The sequence below is a fragment of the Paenibacillus sp. KACC 21273 genome, from assembly GCF_028736095.1.
Lineage (GTDB): Bacteria > Bacillota > Bacilli > Paenibacillales > Paenibacillaceae > Saccharibacillus > Saccharibacillus kyungheensis.
In genome coordinates this window covers 5,146,008-5,165,067 of the sequence record NZ_CP117876.1, presented here as the reverse complement: position 1 = coordinate 5,165,067, position 19,060 = coordinate 5,146,008, and the positions used below count along the sequence as shown (strand labels likewise).

The following is a 19,060-nucleotide window of genomic DNA, read 5'->3' as shown; positions in this document are numbered from 1 at the left end:
TTAATCATATCCGCTCTGATCTTTATAATGCGGAAGGGGCATAAGTAATGAATAAAGGTTGGATTCAAAAAGCGACAGCCTTCACATTAATGATCTCATTAACAATCCCAACATTAGGTTTTGGAGGGGCTTCAACAGTGCGAGCAGAAGAGTATGATCTCAAGCCAGCAGTCACAACGCCTACTTTTTCCAATGTATCGGTACATGATCCATCGATTATCAAAGCAGGTGGAACGTTCTACGTATTTGGTTCGCATATCTCGGCTGCCAAGTCTCCAGATTTAATCAATTGGACTTCATTTGCAAACGGCTACACCACTCCAGGCAATACATTATACGGCGATCTTTCCAAAAATCTAGCTGGCTCTTTCAAATGGGCAGGCGAAAATGATGCAGATAGTAAAGGTGGCTTCTCGGTCTGGGCTCCTGATGTGATCTGGAATCCCAAATATGTGAATGCCGATGGAACCAAAGGCGCTTATACGATCTACTATTGCACATCATCAACATATATCCGCTCTGCGATCGGAATGGCAGTATCGCAAAAAATAGAAGGCCCTTATACGTATGTTGATACGATGATCTACTCTGGTTTTACCAAAGACAAAGCATTTGATAATAACAGTACTGTTGATAAAAAATGGACAAATACCAATATCCAGACGCTTATTGATCAGAAAAAAGTAACTGGTGAAAATGCAGCATGGTTCAATGCAGATGGAACATATGCCAATCAAACGTATCCAAATGCGATCGATCCAACTATATTTTCCGATACCAAAGGCAAGCTATGGATGACTTATGGTTCATGGTCTGGTGGTATTTTTGTATTAGAAATTGATGCCAAAACAGGCAAACCGATCTACCCGGGCAAAGATGGTAAAACAAAAGATGGACGCTTAATTGATCGCTATTTCGGCACCAAAGTAGCAGGTGGTTATGGTCAATCAGGTGAAGGCCCTTATATTCAATACAACAAAGAAAGTGGTTACTACTATCTGTATATGACCTATGGTGGATTAGCAGCTAATGGGGGATACAATATGCGTGTCTTCCGCGCGACCAAGCCAGAAGGCCCTTATCAAGATGCCAAAGGACAACAAGCAACATGGCCTGCACAAACGTCTAATGTAACGTATGGTAACAAGCTCATCGGTAACTATCTATGGGATAGTAAAGTAGGCGATCCTGGATATGGAGAAAATCTAGGTTATGTCTCTCCAGGTCATAACTCCGTCTACACCGATAACAAAACAGGACAGACCTTCCTTGTATTCCATACTCGCTTCCCGGCTAGAGGAGAAGAACACGAACTTCGTATTCACCAGATGTATATTAACAAAGACGGTTGGCCTGTTGTATCTCCTTACCGTTATACAGGTGAAAATTTAACTAAAGTCAGTGAAGATACGATCATAGGCGATTACCAATTTATCGATCATGGTAACGATTCTTCACCAGCGATCAAAAACACCAAATATATTCGTCTAAACAAAGATCGTACCATCTCTGGCGAGCTTCAAGGCACATGGCGACAAAAAGGAACAGCTGATGCTGTATTAACAATCGAAGGCGTCACCTATACAGGCGTATTCGTGAAAAATTGGAATCCGGTATCGAAGCAATATACGATGACATTTACAGCATTGTCTACCAACGGAACAATGGGTTGGGGCAGTCGTTTAGCAGATGTTTCGGATAAGCAAGTGGTTGCCGATGTGTATGGTGATCTTAGTCTAGGAGATACTTCTAATATGATCAGTGATGTCGTATTGTCTACAGTAGGTAGTCGCGGAACATCGATAGTATGGTCAAGCTCTAATCCAGCTGTAGTTGCGAATACAGGCGCAGTCACTCGTCCACAAGCAGGGCAGGCACCAGCGAATGTAACACTGACAGCTACTATTACTAAGGGCAGCAGCAAGCAGACCAAAGTATTTCAGGTGACAGTACAGCCATTTGTAGAAGCTACGTTAACTGCTCAATATAGCTTTGAAAATAATTTAAAAGATACAACGTCTACATTTGGACAAGGAACAGTGACAGGAGAACGCTTGGATTCAACAGTAGGCACGATTACGTATGGCACAGGAGTTCAGGGACAATCTGCTATTTTCGATGGAAAATCAGGTATTCGTTTGCCACAAGGATTAATCTCGAACAATTCCTATTCGGTGTCTTTATGGGTGAAGCCTGATCAATTAACTACCTATTCGCCAGCCTTTTTCGGAGCGAAAGATACCGACCATTGGGTAAGCTTGATCCCGCGTGGTGCAACAGCAGACAATGCTATGGTCTGGTCTGGAACAGCATGGTACGACGGAGTGACCGGAGTAACTATTCCAGCGAATCAATGGACACATCTAGCTTTCTCTGTAGATGAAGGTCGCTTAACGATCTATGTGAATGGAGTACAGAAGTTCAGTGGCGATAACTTCCCGGATATTTTTACAGATAATAATGCTAGCTTCGGACTCGGTGTGAACTATTGGGATACTCCGTTCAAAGGACAGATGGATGAACTACGTATTTATAAAGGTAGTCTAACGCCTGCTCAATTATCCGAATTAGCGAAAGGAAAATAAAATCACTTAAGATTGCGTCAAAAGTATTGTTCTTTCATGTAAAGAGTGATATATTCATGTACGCAATCGACGAACATGCGCTTGGCAACAAGCCTATTATAGTTAAGATATCATCCATGCTCTTCAGTTGCTTTCTCATCTGAAGAGCTTTTTTTATATTATTTTTTGAAATGATTGTATCAAAAACTTTTGATACACGAACGTCGGTCTATTGTTACGTATGCCCATTCTAATGTAAAAGAAGTGAACTATGATGCAACCATTTGAACTTAAGTTTAAGCGAAGTCATCGGCTACTGGATAAGTACTTTTCAGGCTCAAATATTCATTACCGCCAGATGATTGCGCTGTTTGTACCGATTTTGATCGATCAGATTTTTATTATGGGATTGAACTTAATCAATACAGCGATGATCAGTTCAGCAGGAGTCGCCGCTGTCAGTGCAGTCAATATGATCGATTCGATCAATATTTTTCTACTGAGCGTATTTATTGCTGTGGCTACAGGCGGAACCGTAGTCGTAGCCCAATACAAAGGGCGCGAAGATGAACGCGGTGTCTCCGAAGCGAGTGCAGGGGCGGTATCTTCCGTTTCTTTACTAGCGATAGCGGTCGCGTTGTTCGGGATTATTTTTCATGCACCGCTACTTAATATCCTTTTTGGATCGGCTGAAGCAGATGTAATGAATCTTGCGCGAACGTATTTAATCGGAAGTTGTACTTCTTTTCTAGGCATCGCAATTGTTGAAGCAGTCTGCGGAGCATTGCGCGGGGTAGGGAGTACACGAGCTTCATTGATGTTGTCGCTGATTATGAATGTGATCTATGTATTATTAAATTTTGTATTTATCAACGGGTTACATATGGGCGTATTCGGAATGACACTTTCGGTCAATATCGCAAGATATTTGGGTGCGGCTTGTGCGATCTATTATTTGTTCAAAATGGATGTAAACCTCAAAGTTCAATTGCGTGAGATTCTGATTATAAAGTTCTCTATGCTCAAAAGAGTACTATTTATCGGGATTCCTTTTGCCGCCGAACAAATGTTTTTCAACGGTGGTAAAATTTTAACGCAAATCTTTATCGTTGGTATGGGAACGTATGCGATAGCGACCAATGCTATCTGTTCTTCGTTGGCAGGGGTAATGCAGATTCCCGCAAATGCGTTATCACTCACTATTATTACCGTAGTCGGGCAGTGTATCGGTAGCGGACATATCCAAGATGCACGCAAATTTACCAAATCGTTTCTGATGTTATCGTCTCTTTCTTTTGTCGTTATGGGACTGTTGATCTTCCCATTCTTCAATCCACTGATCTCTATTTTCAACCCGCCGGCAGAGATTGTAGATGATATTTTCTTAGTCTTATTTATCAATACCATTGCTCAAGTGCCATTATGGGCGATAGCTTTTATTACACCTTCTTCGTTACGGGCAGCAGGCGATTCCAAGTTTACTTCACTGGTATCGATGTTGTCGATGTGGTTATTCCGGGTTGTTCTTGGATATGTGCTCGGGATTACACTGGGTTGGGGTATTCTAGGGATCTGGATTGCGATGGATTGTGAATGGGCAGTCCGCGGATTGATCTTTATGAAGCGATTCAGGGGTAAAAAATGGCTGCAACATCGAGTCATTTAGCATAATTAGTCAAAGTCTTGATTGCGGACGTGCTATACCGTAATCAAGGCTTTTTTTCGAATAAGGATCTTTCAATAAAAACTACCGAATATGCAATCGTATGCTAGACAGCGATCAGATTACGTTTATAATGGGACATGTTCAGAACTTTAGTCAGGAAAGGATGATCATCCATTGCGAAAATATCAATTATATAGCTTGATCGGTCTGGGCTGTATATTATGTATAAGTTTATTAGTATATAGTGCTCCACCTTCAGCAGAAGCGGCGACTACTCAATATTATGTGTCTCCTACAGGCAAAGATAGTCAGGCAGGAACGATCACTTCTCCCTGGAAAACGCTCCAACATGCCGCAGATACAGTACCGGCAGGTAGTACTGTGTATATACGCGCAGGGGTGTATAAGCAACAACTAGCGATCACTCGTTCAGGTTCAGCAAGCAAAGGTAATATTACATTTACCAATTACCGTTCTGAAAAAGCCATTTTAGATGGCACAGGGCAATCTGTAGATGGACTGCAAGGTATGGTCGATATTCAAGATGCTAGTTACATTACGGTCAAAGGATTAGAGATTCGTAATTACACTACCACTCATGTAGATGAAGTTCCTACAGGTATAAGTGTGCAAGGAGCAGGTAGTCATATTCAAATTACAGGCAATAAAATTCATGATATCAAAAGTACAGTCTCATTATCAGGTAACAATGCCACAGGTCGAGATGCACATGGTATAGCAGTCTATGGTAACAAAGCGCCAGAGTCGTTGCATGATATTACGATCAATAATAATGAACTGTACAATCTCGTATTAGGTTCTAGCGAATCGTTAGCCATTAATGGAAATGTAGAGAAATTTACTGTAAGTCATAATCTTTTACATGATAACGATAATATCGGGATCGATGTGATTGGCTATGAAGGAACAGCACCTGATGTCAAATACGATGTCGCTCGTAAAGGATTAATTAAAGGCAATACGATCTACAATATCTCATCTAATCGCAATCCATTTTACGGAAAAAAGATACCCAATAACAGCAACTCGGCAGGAGCTATCTATATTGATGGAGGGAAAGATACGATTATCGAACAAAATAAAGTCTATAACAACGATATCGGTATCGAAATTGCATCCGAACATAAAGGTAAAGCGACAGATAATATTACAATACGTACCAATATGATCTACTCTAACCGCTTAACAGGTATAGCTATGGGTGGATATGATACCGAGCGAGGTTCTACAACCAACAGTCATATTATGAATAATACTTTGTATAAAAATGATACGTTAAATCGTGGTAATGGACAGTTATATGTTCAATACGATACCCGTAACAATGTGATCCAAAATAATATTATGGTCGCTGGAGCATCAAATGTTCTAATTTATAATGAATACACCAAAAACAGTGGCAATATTATCGACTATAATCTGTACGATGCACCGGATGGACGTGTCGAAGCCACATGGATCTGGAAAAATAAAGAGTATACAGGCTTCCCGGACTATCGTAAACGTAGTGGAAATGATGCTCATTCGTTATTTGCCAATCCTGTATTTGTTAATCCAGCCAAGCAGAATTTCCATCTACAACAAAGTTCACCCGCGATTGATCAAGGAGTTGCCGATCTATCGCTTATCAATACATTAGATATCGATGGAGAAATTCGCAAAAAAGGCGCTAAGCTCAATATGGGTGCCGATCAATAAAAGGTAATGGCTTGGTGTTATGTTAACTGGATAGCAAATAACGTATTCCAAGCCCTACAAGTACACCGATGATTACAGTAGGTAAAAAGGAACGTGTAACTTTAATCATTAGTGTAGTAGCAATAGCACCAGCTATAATCGGCAATGAGATTGACGTCGATCCCTGATCAGTCGTAATGATCTGATCTACAATAAGCGCCACCATCATCGCAATCGGCACATAGTTAAAATACAAACGCAGGGTCGGATGCAATATTCGCCCTGCCATCATTTCAACGCCTATTAGACGTGATAGAAAAGTTACTATACATAGAACGAGAATCAAAATCCACTGTTCAGACATGTTGTTGCCTCCTTGCAATATACATTCCAACGAACGGAGAAATGACACCTGTTATGATTAGATTGAATTCATTAGTAGGCATTATATAATGCAATATACTGGCGATACCGAGTGCAGTTACTGCTGTAGCGATGATAGGTTTGTCAGTAAGAGAAGGAATAAGTAAAGCTACAAATGTAATCGGAAACGCTAAATCCAATCCCCAACGCACCGGATCAATTAAATCCCCGATATATGCACCAATATAAGAAGCAATCACCCATGCGCTATAAAATAATCCTGCTACAACGCCAAAATACAACGGATCTGCTCCATACTTCTGATAACGTATATTTCCCAGTACAAATGATTCATCAGAGACGCCAAATGCCAGTAACCAGCGATATTTGCGAGAAGCAGGGGCTAAATTATCTGCTAGTGCAGCTCCATATAACAAATTACGCAAATTGAGCAGTACTGCAGTGATTATCATGCCCGGTAATGTAGCACCAGATATAACCATAGCTATAATCATCAACTGCACTGAACCTGAAAAGACGAGCACAGACATCATGATAGTACTCCAAAGACTCCAATGTGCCTGAGTAGCAAGCACTCCGTAAGATAATCCATATGCGGCTATCGCTAATGCCAACGGAAAAGCTTCAAGTAAAGCCGTTTTAACCGTATGTTGTTTGGTGAGCATCTACGTATTCTCCTTGTATTCTATTTTTCTAAAGTATAAAATAATAATTAAATAGTATATTATAATTAACTTTTATCAGATTATAGTATAAAAAGATCATAAAAGTAAAATAAAATTAACTATTAGTACTTTAAAATATACATTATAAGAAGAATAATAAAGAGAATGCTTGATATAAAAGGAGAATACAATGGATAAAAATGCTGGATTTCAAGCTAAAGAAGAAGAGGTTGGCAAGCAGATTGGTATAAATTTACGACAATTTCGAACAGCAAAAGGCATCACGATAGAAGCATTTGCCAAGCAAATCGGTGTTAGTAAATTAACTTTGATTAAGATTGAGCAAGGAGAAGCGAATCCTACTTTATCGGTAATCTGGAAAATTGCAGATGGTTTGCATGTTCCTATCGCATCCTTATTATCTGGAGAATCCGATGTGTCTGTTATTCGCAAGCAAGATAGTGTGCAATTAAGAAGTTCTGATGAGTTTTTTGTAGTAGAGCCGTTATTTCGCTCGAATGGATTTGAGTTGTACCGAGGGTATTTGCAACCGCATAGCTCTTACACTTCCGAAGCCCATCAAGCGGGAGTGACCGAATTGGTCACTGTGATGTCTGGTCAGCTTACGGTAGAAGTCAATCAAGAACGATATGATCTGATAGAGGAAGAATGTATTCGTTTCAAAGCCGATCGTCAGCATAAGTACATCAATCCATCTGAAAAGAGTACTGTTTTACATTTCGTCATTACGTATCATTAAGAGGGAAGGTAGTTTTTTAATTAACAATGACACTAGGTAGTATCAAAAGTCATGTATTCTGTTATATGTGTCACATGAGGTTCCAATGTCGCTCTCAAGCAAGAGTATGAATGGATTAATTAAAAAAAGCTGCTGGATCAATTATCCAACAGCTTTTATAGTAACACAGTCACAGGCTAACATCATAAAAGGTGTGTAGCCTGTTCTTTTTATATAACTATCATTATAGATGGGTGAATTTACGCTTCGCCCCATGCACGATCACCGGTTAAATATTTTTCGGTCAAAATAGAAAGCAGTTGAATACCCACTTCATTTTGTCCGCCTTCAGGAATAATCAGGTCTGCATATTTTTTGGAAGGTTCAATAAAAGCTTCATGCATCGGTTTGACTGTTGTTAAATACTGCTGGTGAATCGATTGAATACTACGTCCACGCTCTTCGATATCTCGCAATACACGACGCAAAATCCGCACATCTGGATCGGTATCGACAAATACTTTGATATCAAGCTCTGCACGCAATTTCTCATCAGATAGTACATGCAGACCTTCAACGATCGCAATATGATTCGGATGCAATTCAAGCGTCTGATCCACAAAACGTGAATCAGTTGTAAAATCGTATACAGGAGCAAATGCCGCCTGTCCTTGTTTGAGCAAATATAGATGTTCGATCAGTAGTTCATTATCAAAGGCAAACGGATGATCATAATTAATCAATCGGCGTTCTTCCGCAGTCAATCGGGAGTGCTCTTTATAATAATTATCCTGAGATATAAAAGTGACTTTGTCTGTGCCAAGACGTTCAATCACTGAACGAGCGACAGTTGTTTTTCCTGATCCGGTTCCCCCGGCAATACCAATAATCAGCATAGTGATTACTTTACCCTCCCTAAATGTTCCCAATACAATTCTAATATTGTAGCATAGCAACCACGTTTTTTCATTATATTTCATCAAAATCCAGTGACAAATCCAAGGAAAGAGATAATACTCTTTTTACACTCTTATTCTGACATGATTTTTGTACCGGATGTAGTATAAAGTAACTTTGAAATCTTATAAAATATTACACTATGTCAAATGACTTTTCCCCATAATGCGGTAAGATGTAAGATACATAAACGGTATATTCATAGGTTGAAATAAGCTCTGTGAGTTGTGATTTTCACCATGACATAAACGTATCATATTAGCAGTAGAACATATCTCAAAATAGGATAGGGTGATCGCTATGCAACAACAAAAATTATTTATTAATGCTCAACGATTAGCAGATACGATCGAACAATTTGCTGATTTTGGACGGACAGCCAACAATGGTGTGACACGATTAGCATTAAGTGAACAAGATATTGCGGTACGTGGTTACTTTCGCTCCTGTTGTGAACAATTAGGGATGACAGTCGTCGTCGATGATATGGGATGTATGTACGCTACATTAGCAGGAACAGAAGACGCGCCTCCTATAGTACTCGGTTCTCATATGGATACGGTCAAAAAAGGCGGTCGTTTTGATGGGATATTGGGAGTGATCGCCGGGCTGGAAATTGTCCGCACTCTGGTAGATCATGGTATTACGCCCCGTATTCCAATTACAGTGATGAATTTTACTAATGAAGAAGGTGCTCGCTTTGAACCTTCGATGATGGCTTCTGGAGTATTGTCCGGTAAATTCACCAAAACAGATATGTTAAACAAAAAAGATAGCGACAGCATTACATTTGGCGATGCATTAGTCCAAAGTGGGTATGCAGGAGAAGAGAGCAACCGAATCCAAGCAGCCACAGCTTACCTAGAATTACATATAGAACAAGGGCCTGTGTTAGAACGCGAAAAATTACACATTGGCCTGGTAGATTGTGTGGTTGGTATGGTCTGTTATGAGATTGAGATCACCGGTGAATCGGATCATGCAGGGACTACACCTATGGATATGCGCAAAGATGCTTTTTTTGCGATGAATGATCTAGTAAGTACACTTCGCACGCAATTAAGTGTGCTGGATTCGGAATTAGTCTATACGATGGGACGATCTAATGTATATCCCAATATTCATACCGTAATCCCGAACAAAGTCATTTTCACACTAGAAGCCAGACACAAAAACGAAGAAGTTGTCCGCGAAGTAGAGCGTATTATTCAGTCTTTACCTGCGGTACAAGGAGATTGCGAAGTGACTAGCACCAAATTATGGGGACGCGATACAGTCTGGTTCGATCCTGCCATTTGTGAAAGACTGGAAAGATCTGTTCAGACATTAGGATATTCCTATAAAACAATGGCAAGCGGAGCCGGACACGATGCCCAATTTGTCGCTTCTTTTTTGCCCTCTGCAATGGTATTCGTACCGAGCGTGAATGGAAAAAGTCATTGTGAAGAAGAGCTGACTTCATATGAGGATTGTGAGAAAGGGATTAATGTGTTGCTGGATACGGTGTTAGGAATTTTGGAAGGTTGAGTTTGAATTATATTTGATAAATAAGTAACCACCTTGCGCTTAAGTATGGCTAGGTGGTTTTTTTATAATAGTAATTAGGTCATCTAATAACAAAATCAGTGAAAATATTAACTTTATTTCAAGACACATGAGAATATCTAAAGCACGAAAGTAGACTTTGTTATTTGAATGTATAGTATGATGATGTACATATAAGATATATGGTTTATCAGAACAGCTTCTAAATAGGGGGAGTATGATGGAAATAAATAAAATTAAGTATCAAAAAAAATGGGAGTTTTTAGACAAAAGACCATATAAACCAGGACTGATTATTGATGGGGAAAATGACATTGAGCTATGGATGAATTATAGTCCGGAGGAAATAGTCCAAAATCGTATAAATCAAGATTTGATTGAAGATTCTATTTTTGAATTTGTAGAAATGTTTTGGAGTATAGAACCAGATTATCGAGTATTAGAAATGGTATTTAAAAAAGATTTTACATATTTAATGAATGAAAAATATGTAATGGTAAATACTGATGGTACAGATAAAAATAAAATAGCCATTCCCAAAATTAAAGAAATTCATATGACACTTGATCCAGAGACAGAATATATTCAAACATTCGAACTTGTTTTATATGAGATACCTGATATAAACATACTAAACGAAAAAGTAAAGCAACTATCTTCAAACTTAGTATTTGAGCATAAGAATAATAAATTGAAACTAATGGTATCTGGAAAGAGTTTCATTATTTCTAACTGATCAAAATAATAAAAGAAAGAATCTATTGAATATATAACGTATATAAAACGTACATAAATTTTTGAATAAAATAATAAATGAGGTAGGAGTACACATTGAGAATACTTACAACCGTATGTAAAGGCATTTGGATCATAGCTATAGCCATAAATGTAGCATCACTTCTATGGTTAATTGTGGGTTCAACAGCTAACTTTCAACGTTCTATGGATATTGTAGCGATATACACATTATTTTCTATAGGTATCTTTTCAATTATTGTGATCTCACTGTCTATCTTTTATTTGATAAAAACAAAAAAACAAAATATAGGGATTGCAGGTTGTGCTATCGCTTGTGTTTTCTCATTACTTTTATTAGGTTGCTCCTATATGAATCAAGATGGTGTAGATGAACGAGGGTGGTTGTATGACTCAGTAAATCAAGACCCTATTAAATCTACAGCAGATAGAAAATATGATTATCGTCTAGAAATTATTAATAGAGGACAAAAAAATGTACGCCAACAGTTGTATGTTAAAGAGTTAGCTACAAAACAAGAAAAATATATTGATATTCCAATTAAAATGGAGCCTTCTTATGGATATTCTTTAGGTACAGGAGATTGGGCTTGGGCACGTTTGAAAAATACAGATCATATAAATGAGTATATTTTAATAACCACTAGTGAGTTAGGTGTGCCTATTCAATCATTTAAAATAAATGTAGATGAAGGAAGTATTGATGTAATGCCTTCTCAATAAAAATAATAAGGAAGATGGGTATTAAATAAATGTAAGAAAATAGGTGACCAGATATCTAGCCATTTTATAATACTACATAATATAGCTTTTACTGGTTTTTTAATGTAAGAGAAGAGGAATTAAAATGTTTAATATTCAGCTAATTTTGAAAAACGTTTCTTCTACAAATAGAGTATCAATAATGGATTCATCATTTGAAATGGAATTAGATGATCCAATAGCCATTTTGATTGACATATGTGAAGTTTTTGAAATTTCAGAATCAATTGTATTTCTTGTTTCTGGTTTCGGACAAGAGCAATGGCCTGTCGATTGTAGAACGGATCTATTAACAGTAATCGAACAAATTCCATTTATTTTAAAGAAAATAAGCAAAAATGATTTCTCATTTCAATTGGATTTTTATGAACAAGGGATTGAACATTTGCTTATTTTTGAAGAAGAGAATAATCAGGTCAGAGTAAGCTGTGTAAGTCATACCGATTGGACACCTGATGAGGCTATTTATATCGAAAAAGATAAGGTTTTAATGATGTTTGAACATTTTTATTATCATTTTTTGAAATCTAGCCAGATCTTATGCCCTACTCTAGCGGATCATATTTTGCTAAATGATTGGAAAAAAGGGTGGAAATGAACATGTTGATAGGAAAAGAAAATATAAAAGTGCCTATTTATATATCAATGCTATATTAGTAAAGATATATATCACACAATAAAAACTTAGGAGGAATTATTATGGAGCAACAAGAAATATTTATGCTAGCATATCTGGATAGAGATATCAAAATAACTTTTCTTGATAATTTGTTTGTAATCGGACTATATGTTCATTATTACTATTTCAATAATGTTATTGCAATTTGTCCTGAAGAAGCTCATGATGATACAAGAATGCTTATTCCTATGACAGCTATCAAAAAAATAGAACCTTGGTCTTTGGATGATTATGAATTAGAAGATTAGAGTGTTGTAATAAAGTAGATAAGTCAGATAATTGAAATAAAAAAGCCTCTCTCTTTTTTCAGAGAAAGGCTTTTTCTTTAATAACTATTTAAAAGTTTTATATAAAATGTCAGGGTAACTTAATAGTTCACTTGGAATGTACCTGCATTTGCAACGACTGGAGTAGTAGTAACTGCTATTTTATGTGGACCTACTAAATTTTCGTCAGATTTAAGCAGTGTAGTAGGGCTACTACCGCTATAACTCATTGCAGATACTTGGCGACCTACACTATCGTAAATTTTAATGTTAAAGTTAGCATATTTACTTGGGTTAATTTTCACTTCAAATTCACCATGTAAAAATAGCTGTTCTGAACTTGTACCTACATTGTAAACGGGAGAAGCAGTAAACGATGGAGCTACACTTTGGTTGGAACCAGTTGCGTTTGGTGTGTTTGGAGTGCTGGATGAATCACTAGCAAATCCAATAGGTGCAAGGGCAAGAGAAGCGGCGAGCGACAGGGCTGGGATCAAGATTAGTTTCTGTTTTTTCATCATCATTCTCCTTTTTGATTAGTTGACAACCAATGTCATTATAACACAAGTATACTTAATTTCCAAATATAACCTTAAATGTATTATTAATATGTAAATAGAAACTTATTTATCTATGACTTTATTTTTTTGTATAATCTATTACGCATCGCTACGCAGATATGATAACGTTAACTTAAAGCTATGGTTACATATTCACTTCAACTGACATCCAAAGGAGCTTATATCCATGTACAATACACCAGAATCTGCTTCATCCAAGCAACCAACTTTAACACTAAGAGAAGCATTTGCAAAAACAGAATATATCTTACCTGGTCATAGCGATCGGAATATACATGTGTTGCAACAAGCATTTGCAGACATTGATGGTGATCTTTCCAGTGATCAGTATGGTCGGGGACAAGTGATCGAAGATTTCCAGAAACAGATGGCAGACGTGTTAGGCAAAGAAAGTGCAGTATTCTTCCCAACAGGTACGATGGCACAACAGATTGCTTTGCGTATCTGGTGTGATCGCCACAATAGCCCTAAAGTGGCTTACCATCCTTTGTGCCATTTAGAGATCCATGAAGAAGATGGATTGAAAGAATTGCACCATATTCAGTCGATTTTGCTAGCGGATCAAGATCGCTTGATTACCCTTGCAGATGTACAGCAAATGGATCAAGATATTGCCTGCTTATTGCTTGAATTGCCTCAACGTGAGATCGGTGGACAATTACCTGCCTACAGCGAACTGCAAGCTATCTCTGAATACTGTCGTAAACAAGGTATTTCGATTCATCTGGATGGTGCTCGTTTGTTTGAAATTTTACCATTTTACCAAAAAACAGCCGCCGAAGTATGCGAATTATTCGATAGTGTCTATATCTCCTTTTACAAAGGCATCGGTGGTATTGCGGGAGCTATCTTAGCAGGGCCGAGTGACTTTACCGCAGAATCTAAAGTCTGGAAAAGAAGACACGGTGGCGATCTGATTAGCTTGTATCCGTATATTCTGAGCTCCAAATATTACTACGAACAACGTGTCGGCAACATGGAACAATACTACCAAGAAGCGGTGCAATTAGCCCAGTGGATGAACAAATGCACAGCTATTCACACGCTACCTGAAGTGCCTGTCTCCAACATGTTCCATATTCATTTCGAACTGCCCAAAGAACAAATTGAACCGATTTTAATCGAAATGTGTCAGGCGACAGGTGTAGGTATTGTGCAATACTTAACAGACAAAAAAGAAGGGGCTCACTGTTCGACTGAATTAGTAATCGGTGCTCGCTACGAACATGTTCCTCAAGACCATATCCAAAAAGCGCTAGCATGGCTAGATCAACGTTTGAAAGAAGTCACAACAGTCTAATAGATTCCCTAATCAAGCTCAATTAGTTGGATAGAAGAGATATCCTGATCTGTATGAAGTGATATTCATAATTAAAAAAGAAAAAGAAAAATAGCTAAGTCGTTGATCCTACGAATCTTTCAACGACTTAGCTATTTTAATTATTTAAAGTTTTTCCTAATTATTTTTACACTTATAAATTCTTTCCTCAAAAGCGTAACTCGACTACCAAAATAAAAAAAGAGAGCCACATTAGCCAATCTGCCAATGCGACCCTCTCTACAAGAACGGTTTTCAATGTTGAGAATATTATCTCCACACAGAGCTTAAGAAGAACAATGTTCTGAAAGAGCTCCAAGTTTTTATAAGAAAACAACTTCGGAAACTTCTGTCTATTCGCCTTTGAAGGCGACTGCCGACCGTTATCCAGTCTTATCAAGGAATTCATCTTCAACAGCGACGGCAAAAACCATATTTTTGCTGAAGCGGTTTCCCTCAGAATATCCTCATTTTGCAAACAAACTTCACTCAGTCCAATTTAATATTGTAATCCTCACTCAAATACCGATGAATTCGCTTGAAATCTTCTTCATTCAGGTCACGTAATTTTTTCGTTTCCCGTCCTAAAATGATTCCCATCGTCTCGGCTGCCAGTGCGGTTGTTGGAGTAATACGTGCACTACCGTAAGCTTTGATCGAAGCTCCTACATTTTTGCCAGCTACCAGAACATTGTCATAAGATTTTAATTCAAAGGAACGTAGTGGAATCCCATAGAAATCCGGTTTGCCGTATCCTTTACCAGTTGGCACAGCACGTGTTCCTTGAATATCCATCGGATAACCGCCAATACTGACATTGTCCCAGAACATTTTACTAGCTACGACATCTTCGTATGACAATACATAATCTGTTTCGAAGCGATTGTAATCTCGAATATACAAGTACTCCGGGAATCCATTTAACTCTGCATGTTCATACCCTGGAATATTTTCTTTGAGAAAAGTTAATACACGCGGCGCTTCGGCTTTACCTTTAGCAATAGCCGATTGTACCGACTCTGGATTCGCAGGATCGACATCATAGATGAGCAGTGCATTGATAATCACTTCGCCATTTTTCTGATAAGTGGAGTTAATACCACGCAATTTGAGCTGTGGGTCTAGCGATTTGAAGTTTTCGGTAATCTTGTTAAAGCCTGTCCCAAAATCATAATCGACATACGTGTTAGTACCGTATTTGGCTTCGAGATTGGTTAAAGGATAATCTAACAATGTCGCACTATGAAGCTTCAGCCAGTCTACACCTTTGAACCGTAGCATATACGTTGCTGCCATATATTCAGGCTTGTCGCCACCGAAAATCGATTCTACACCAGGAATACGAGTCACATGGAGCTTGGACGTGAGCGCATTGTAGTCACTATTTTCAACCCAGTACTTCGCTGCAATCGTATGGGATTGTTGGTCTGTTGTTTTATACGTTAGTGAAGTAATCGCATAGTTAGCATCTGCCTCACTTTGCTGAATGCCTTCAATCTGAATCCCACTTTGAAGCGGAATCCCTTGAATTAAGCTGTTATAATAGTCTATAAATTGTTTTTCTGTACGAATATCGCCTGCATTATAAGCGTTGTATAGCTTTTTCATTTCACCTTGAACCAGACTTTTCTTTTTGTTGGTATTCGGTTCATCCAGTACAAGCATCTGTCCTTGAATCAATTGTCCACCTGGCTTTTCACGTGGATCGATAATCAGAACACTTTGCCCTTGATCGTGTGCGGCTTTGGCCATAAGAATCCCTTCGACTTCACTACCGATCACGACAAGGTCGTACGTTTTGGAAATGGTAGGTGCGACAGGCGCTGGAGTAGCTGTTGGGTCGTATGTAGAATCTGTTGTCGTCTGGCTGGATGTAGGCGCTTGTTGAGCATTATTGGATGCGGAGAACATTTTCATGCCTACAGGAATAAGAGCAATAATAATGACGACAAGTAAAAGACTCCACAAAAGTAAAGATTTCTGTCTGTTCACTGTTGATATAACCACCTTATGTATAAGTTTCATGGTACGGCTTGAAAATATGCCGTATCCTTTCTAGTGTACTGTAAAATAGAGTGAGCAGGGTTACAAAATTTAAATGTCTATCTATATTGTAAAGGAGTAGCAGATGATGAGTACACAACACACAGAATATAGATCACAATCTGATGAGCAATTGACGTTAGCGATGGGATGCTTTTGGAGCCCTGAAGCATTGTTCGGACAATTCACAGGTGTGATCCAGACTGCAACTGGATATGCAGGAGGAACTACAAGTCATCCCACATACCGCGACCTAGGAGACCATTCGGAAAGTATAGAGATGACATTTTATCCGCAAGCGATATCGTTAGAACAATTGCTTTGTTGCTTTTGGGAAAATCATCGTCCTAATGCGATCAATGGATATAAAGGTAGACAGTATATGTCGATTCTTTTTTATCGTAATCAACAACAATATGAAGTGATGTTACGTGTTCAACAGCAGTATGCACCAGAGTCGCTCAGTACAGAAATTGTTCCTTATACCGATTTTACAGAAGCAGAAGAGCGTCACCAGAAGTATTATCTGCAACGAGAACCAGAACTGTTCAAGTCATGGGTAGACCATTTAGGCAATTATGAAAATCTTTTTCACTCTACAATAGGTACACGATTAAATGCACTTTCCAAAGGACATATGACTTGGGCAGATATAATAAAGGAGTGGGAAAACAAAGAATTACAAAGTGTTGCCAAAAGACAACGGAATAATATATTGGAATGGATACAGCAAAGCTCTACAAATGACTAATTGAGCCTAAAAACCACGTTATAACAGAGATTATAGCTCATATATATCAAAAATTACTTAAAATAGTCAATAATCGTATCATAAAATGGAAAATAAAGGTGTTAAAAAATCAGAATAGACCTAAAATAAGCTTGTAATTGACTATAAGATCATCTATGATAGTACCAATATAAAAAGTTAAAGCGCTATAACTTTATGAAATGATCATAAGTGGTATTGGTAGAAAATTTTAAAAGTAGAGCGTATCTTTACAATAAGTTATCACAAAATATGCATAAATATGAATTCGTAATATCTAAGAATAAAAAGCTATTACAGAGTAATATTATGCGTAGGAGGTGAAATGATTCTATCAGTTCTAGTTGCAAGTAAATGTTCGATTATTTTTTATTTCGAAAGTTAAAGCGCTGTAACTTATGATTTAGGAAGAATATATTTCGTATGAATAGTAGTCTAATCACGATGATATATCACTATTTTACAACAGAATATCTTATCTATAATGTCACCCAAAGAAATTATCTGTCTTTAGTAAACTAAATAAATAACAATTTAGCGCATTACAGTGTAGTCCCTATCCTATATCATCCTGTATAATGAGCAAAAACAGGATGTTCGTTTTTTGTGAGGTAGCGTATCTATAGCATACTTTCAAAAAATAGCATCAATTAGGAGAATATAAGATGAAAGCCAGTATATTTGATGTTGCTAAAAGATCAGGATTATCTGTTGTAACCGTTTCACGTGTGCTTAATGGTGCAGGAACAGTGCGTGAAAAAAATCGCCAAAAAGTGATGGATGCGATCAAAGAATTAGATTATCGTCCAAGCGCTGCTGCTCGTTCTCTTGCTCGTGGTCGTACCGGAATTATTGGATTGATTGTAACAACACTACATGATTCATTTTTTGATGCTGTCGCTAAAGAAATCAATGATACATTAGCGCTTCAAGGTTATTTTTTAGCGGTATCGGTATCTCGTAGCTTTGGTAATCAGGAAAGTCATTATTTGATTCAAGAAGATCGGGTCGATGGATTGATTTTGTTATCTCCTGTAGAAGAAGAACGTTTTGTATCGGAATTGAAAAAGCGTAATATTCCTTATGTGCTGATCGATAACCAATTGTCTGAAAACAATGCGTCTGCGATCACGATTGATAATTACAATGGTGGTTATGAAGCGACTCGTCATCTATTGGAATTGGGACACACTAAGATCGCTCATTTGTGTGGATTAGATGTATTTACGAGTACAAGAGATCGTAGACAAGGATTTATCGATGCTTTGCAAGAAGCAGAACTGGAGCCATTTGCTATTATACAAGGTGATTACAGTATGGATTTTGGGTATCAGACAGGGAAAAAGTGGTTGGCTGATCACCAATTACCGACCGCTGTTTTTGCAGGGGATGATTATATCGCTATCGGTCTAATTAATGCGCTGACAGAAGCAGGTATACGTGTACCGGAACAAGTCTCTGTTATCGGCTATGATGATCAGGATATCGCTTCACAGTTGCGTCCATTTTTGACTACGATGAAACAACCGGCAGATCAGATTGGACTAGCGGCGGCAGATATGATTTTGCGCAAAATCAGTAATCAGAGTAAGCGCACTACAGGACTCAAATTAAAATCAGAATTGATTATCAGGCAATCGACAGCGCAAGTTAGCAACGATTAGAGGT

Annotated in this window: 17 protein-coding genes; 12 read left to right on the top strand and 5 right to left on the bottom strand. The window is 38.0% G+C overall.

All coding sequences use genetic code 11. From position 1 onward, the window contains the following. The first annotated feature begins 47 nt into the window (after positions 1–47). From PQ460_RS22630 to PQ460_RS22620, 3 genes are all read left to right on the top strand, one after another. Complete coding sequence (locus PQ460_RS22630; protein ID WP_274171272.1) at positions 48–2,585, top strand: LamG-like jellyroll fold domain-containing protein; 2,538 nt, start codon at positions 48–50, stop codon at positions 2,583–2,585. Positions 2,586–2,838: 253 nt separating this feature from the next. After that, complete coding sequence (locus tag PQ460_RS22625) at positions 2,839–4,230, top strand: MATE family efflux transporter (protein WP_273614416.1); 1,392 nt, start codon at positions 2,839–2,841, stop codon at positions 4,228–4,230. 174 nt (positions 4,231–4,404) lie between these two features. Beyond that, positions 4,405–5,949, top strand: coding sequence for a right-handed parallel beta-helix repeat-containing protein (locus PQ460_RS22620; RefSeq protein ID WP_443147180.1), 1,545 nt, complete (start codon positions 4,405–4,407; stop codon positions 5,947–5,949). 22 nt (positions 5,950–5,971) lie between these two features. On the opposite strand, the gene PQ460_RS22615 is transcribed toward PQ460_RS22620, so the two are convergent. Both PQ460_RS22615 and PQ460_RS22610 read right to left on the bottom strand, forming a co-directional pair. Next, a complete protein-coding gene (locus PQ460_RS22615) occupies positions 5,972–6,292 on the bottom strand; it encodes an AzlD domain-containing protein (protein ID WP_274171271.1) in 321 nt (106 codons plus the stop codon). After that, on the bottom strand, positions 6,285–6,977 hold the full coding sequence (locus PQ460_RS22610; protein ID WP_274171270.1) for an AzlC family ABC transporter permease: 693 nt from the start codon (positions 6,975–6,977) through the stop codon (positions 6,285–6,287). Before PQ460_RS22610 ends, PQ460_RS22615 begins: the two co-directional genes overlap by 8 nt. A gap of 190 nt (positions 6,978–7,167) precedes the next feature. Here PQ460_RS22610 and PQ460_RS22605 point away from each other — a divergent pair, with 190 nt between their 5' ends. Continuing rightward, positions 7,168–7,737 carry a helix-turn-helix domain-containing protein gene (locus tag PQ460_RS22605; protein ID WP_274171269.1) on the top strand — a complete coding sequence of 190 codons (570 nt, stop codon included), beginning with the start codon at positions 7,168–7,170 and terminating at the stop codon, positions 7,735–7,737. Positions 7,738–7,976: 239 nt separating this feature from the next. On the opposite strand, the gene udk is transcribed toward PQ460_RS22605, so the two are convergent. Continuing rightward, positions 7,977–8,612, bottom strand: coding sequence for a uridine kinase (gene udk, locus PQ460_RS22600; protein WP_273614420.1), 636 nt, complete (start codon positions 8,610–8,612; stop codon positions 7,977–7,979). 361 nt (positions 8,613–8,973) lie between these two features. Between udk and PQ460_RS22595 the strand changes: the two genes are divergently transcribed. The 5 genes from PQ460_RS22595 to PQ460_RS22575 all read left to right on the top strand — a co-directional run bounded on the left by PQ460_RS22595 (position 8,974) and on the right by PQ460_RS22575 (position 12,663). Continuing rightward, the gene (locus tag PQ460_RS22595) at positions 8,974–10,200 is read left to right on the top strand and encodes a Zn-dependent hydrolase (RefSeq protein WP_274171268.1); all 1,227 of its coding nucleotides are present in this window, start codon (positions 8,974–8,976) and stop codon (positions 10,198–10,200) included. A gap of 238 nt (positions 10,201–10,438) precedes the next feature. Next, positions 10,439–10,954, top strand: a complete 516-nt coding sequence (locus PQ460_RS22590; RefSeq protein WP_274171267.1) for a hypothetical protein — start codon at positions 10,439–10,441, stop codon at positions 10,952–10,954. A gap of 95 nt (positions 10,955–11,049) precedes the next feature. Further along, the gene (locus PQ460_RS22585) at positions 11,050–11,697 is read left to right on the top strand and encodes a hypothetical protein (protein ID WP_274171266.1); all 648 of its coding nucleotides are present in this window, start codon (positions 11,050–11,052) and stop codon (positions 11,695–11,697) included. 124 nt (positions 11,698–11,821) lie between these two features. Then, on the top strand, positions 11,822–12,334 hold the full coding sequence (locus PQ460_RS22580; RefSeq protein ID WP_274171265.1) for a hypothetical protein: 513 nt from the start codon (positions 11,822–11,824) through the stop codon (positions 12,332–12,334). 101 nt (positions 12,335–12,435) lie between these two features. Beyond that, a complete protein-coding gene (locus tag PQ460_RS22575; RefSeq protein WP_274171264.1) occupies positions 12,436–12,663 on the top strand; it encodes a hypothetical protein in 228 nt (75 codons plus the stop codon). A 119-nt stretch (positions 12,664–12,782) separates the two neighbouring features. Here PQ460_RS22575 and PQ460_RS22570 read toward each other — a convergent pair whose 3' ends face one another. Further along, positions 12,783–13,178, bottom strand: coding sequence for a hypothetical protein (locus PQ460_RS22570; protein WP_274171263.1), 396 nt, complete (start codon positions 13,176–13,178; stop codon positions 12,783–12,785). A gap of 250 nt (positions 13,179–13,428) precedes the next feature. On the opposite strand from PQ460_RS22570, the gene PQ460_RS22565 reads away from it, so the two are divergent. Further along, entirely contained in the window at positions 13,429–14,562 is a 1,134-nt protein-coding gene (locus tag PQ460_RS22565) for a threonine aldolase family protein (protein ID WP_274171262.1), read from the top strand. 507 nt (positions 14,563–15,069) lie between these two features. Here the strand turns inward: PQ460_RS22565 and PQ460_RS22560 are convergent. Then, a complete protein-coding gene (locus PQ460_RS22560; RefSeq protein WP_274171261.1) occupies positions 15,070–16,572 on the bottom strand; it encodes an FAD-dependent oxidoreductase in 1,503 nt (500 codons plus the stop codon). A 139-nt stretch (positions 16,573–16,711) separates the two neighbouring features. Between PQ460_RS22560 and PQ460_RS22555 the strand changes: the two genes are divergently transcribed. Together PQ460_RS22555 and PQ460_RS22550 are read left to right on the top strand one after the other, a co-directional pair. Continuing rightward, on the top strand, positions 16,712–17,374 hold the full coding sequence (locus PQ460_RS22555) for a peptide-methionine (S)-S-oxide reductase MsrA (protein ID WP_274171260.1): 663 nt from the start codon (positions 16,712–16,714) through the stop codon (positions 17,372–17,374). A 683-nt stretch (positions 17,375–18,057) separates the two neighbouring features. Beyond that, on the top strand, positions 18,058–19,056 hold the full coding sequence (locus tag PQ460_RS22550; protein ID WP_274171259.1) for a LacI family DNA-binding transcriptional regulator: 999 nt from the start codon (positions 18,058–18,060) through the stop codon (positions 19,054–19,056). Positions 19,057–19,060: the final 4 nt, after the last annotated feature.

Excerpts from the sequence above, each read along its gene's own strand:
- PQ460_RS22630 (WP_274171272.1), top strand. The coding sequence starts at position 48 with ATGAATAAAGGTTGGATTCAAAAAGCGACAGCCTTCACATTAATGATC.
- PQ460_RS22625 (WP_273614416.1), top strand. The coding sequence starts at position 2,839 with ATGCAACCATTTGAACTTAAGTTTAAGCGAAGTCATCGGCTACTGGAT.
- PQ460_RS22565 (WP_274171262.1), top strand. The coding sequence starts at position 13,429 with ATGTACAATACACCAGAATCTGCTTCATCCAAGCAACCAACTTTAACA.
- PQ460_RS22610 (WP_274171270.1), bottom strand. The coding sequence starts at position 6,977 with ATGCTCACCAAACAACATACGGTTAAAACGGCTTTACTTGAAGCTTTT.
- PQ460_RS22605 (WP_274171269.1), top strand. The coding sequence starts at position 7,168 with ATGGATAAAAATGCTGGATTTCAAGCTAAAGAAGAAGAGGTTGGCAAG.
- udk (WP_273614420.1), bottom strand. The coding sequence starts at position 8,612 with ATGCTGATTATTGGTATTGCCGGGGGAACCGGATCAGGAAAAACAACT.
- PQ460_RS22555 (WP_274171260.1), top strand. The coding sequence starts at position 16,712 with ATGAGTACACAACACACAGAATATAGATCACAATCTGATGAGCAATTG.
- PQ460_RS22580 (WP_274171265.1), top strand. The coding sequence starts at position 11,822 with ATGTTTAATATTCAGCTAATTTTGAAAAACGTTTCTTCTACAAATAGA.
- PQ460_RS22615 (WP_274171271.1), bottom strand. The coding sequence starts at position 6,292 with ATGTCTGAACAGTGGATTTTGATTCTCGTTCTATGTATAGTAACTTTT.
- PQ460_RS22550 (WP_274171259.1), top strand. The coding sequence starts at position 18,058 with ATGAAAGCCAGTATATTTGATGTTGCTAAAAGATCAGGATTATCTGTT.
- PQ460_RS22595 (WP_274171268.1), top strand. The coding sequence starts at position 8,974 with ATGCAACAACAAAAATTATTTATTAATGCTCAACGATTAGCAGATACG.
- PQ460_RS22590 (WP_274171267.1), top strand. The coding sequence starts at position 10,439 with ATGGAAATAAATAAAATTAAGTATCAAAAAAAATGGGAGTTTTTAGAC.
- PQ460_RS22575 (WP_274171264.1), top strand. The coding sequence starts at position 12,436 with ATGGAGCAACAAGAAATATTTATGCTAGCATATCTGGATAGAGATATC.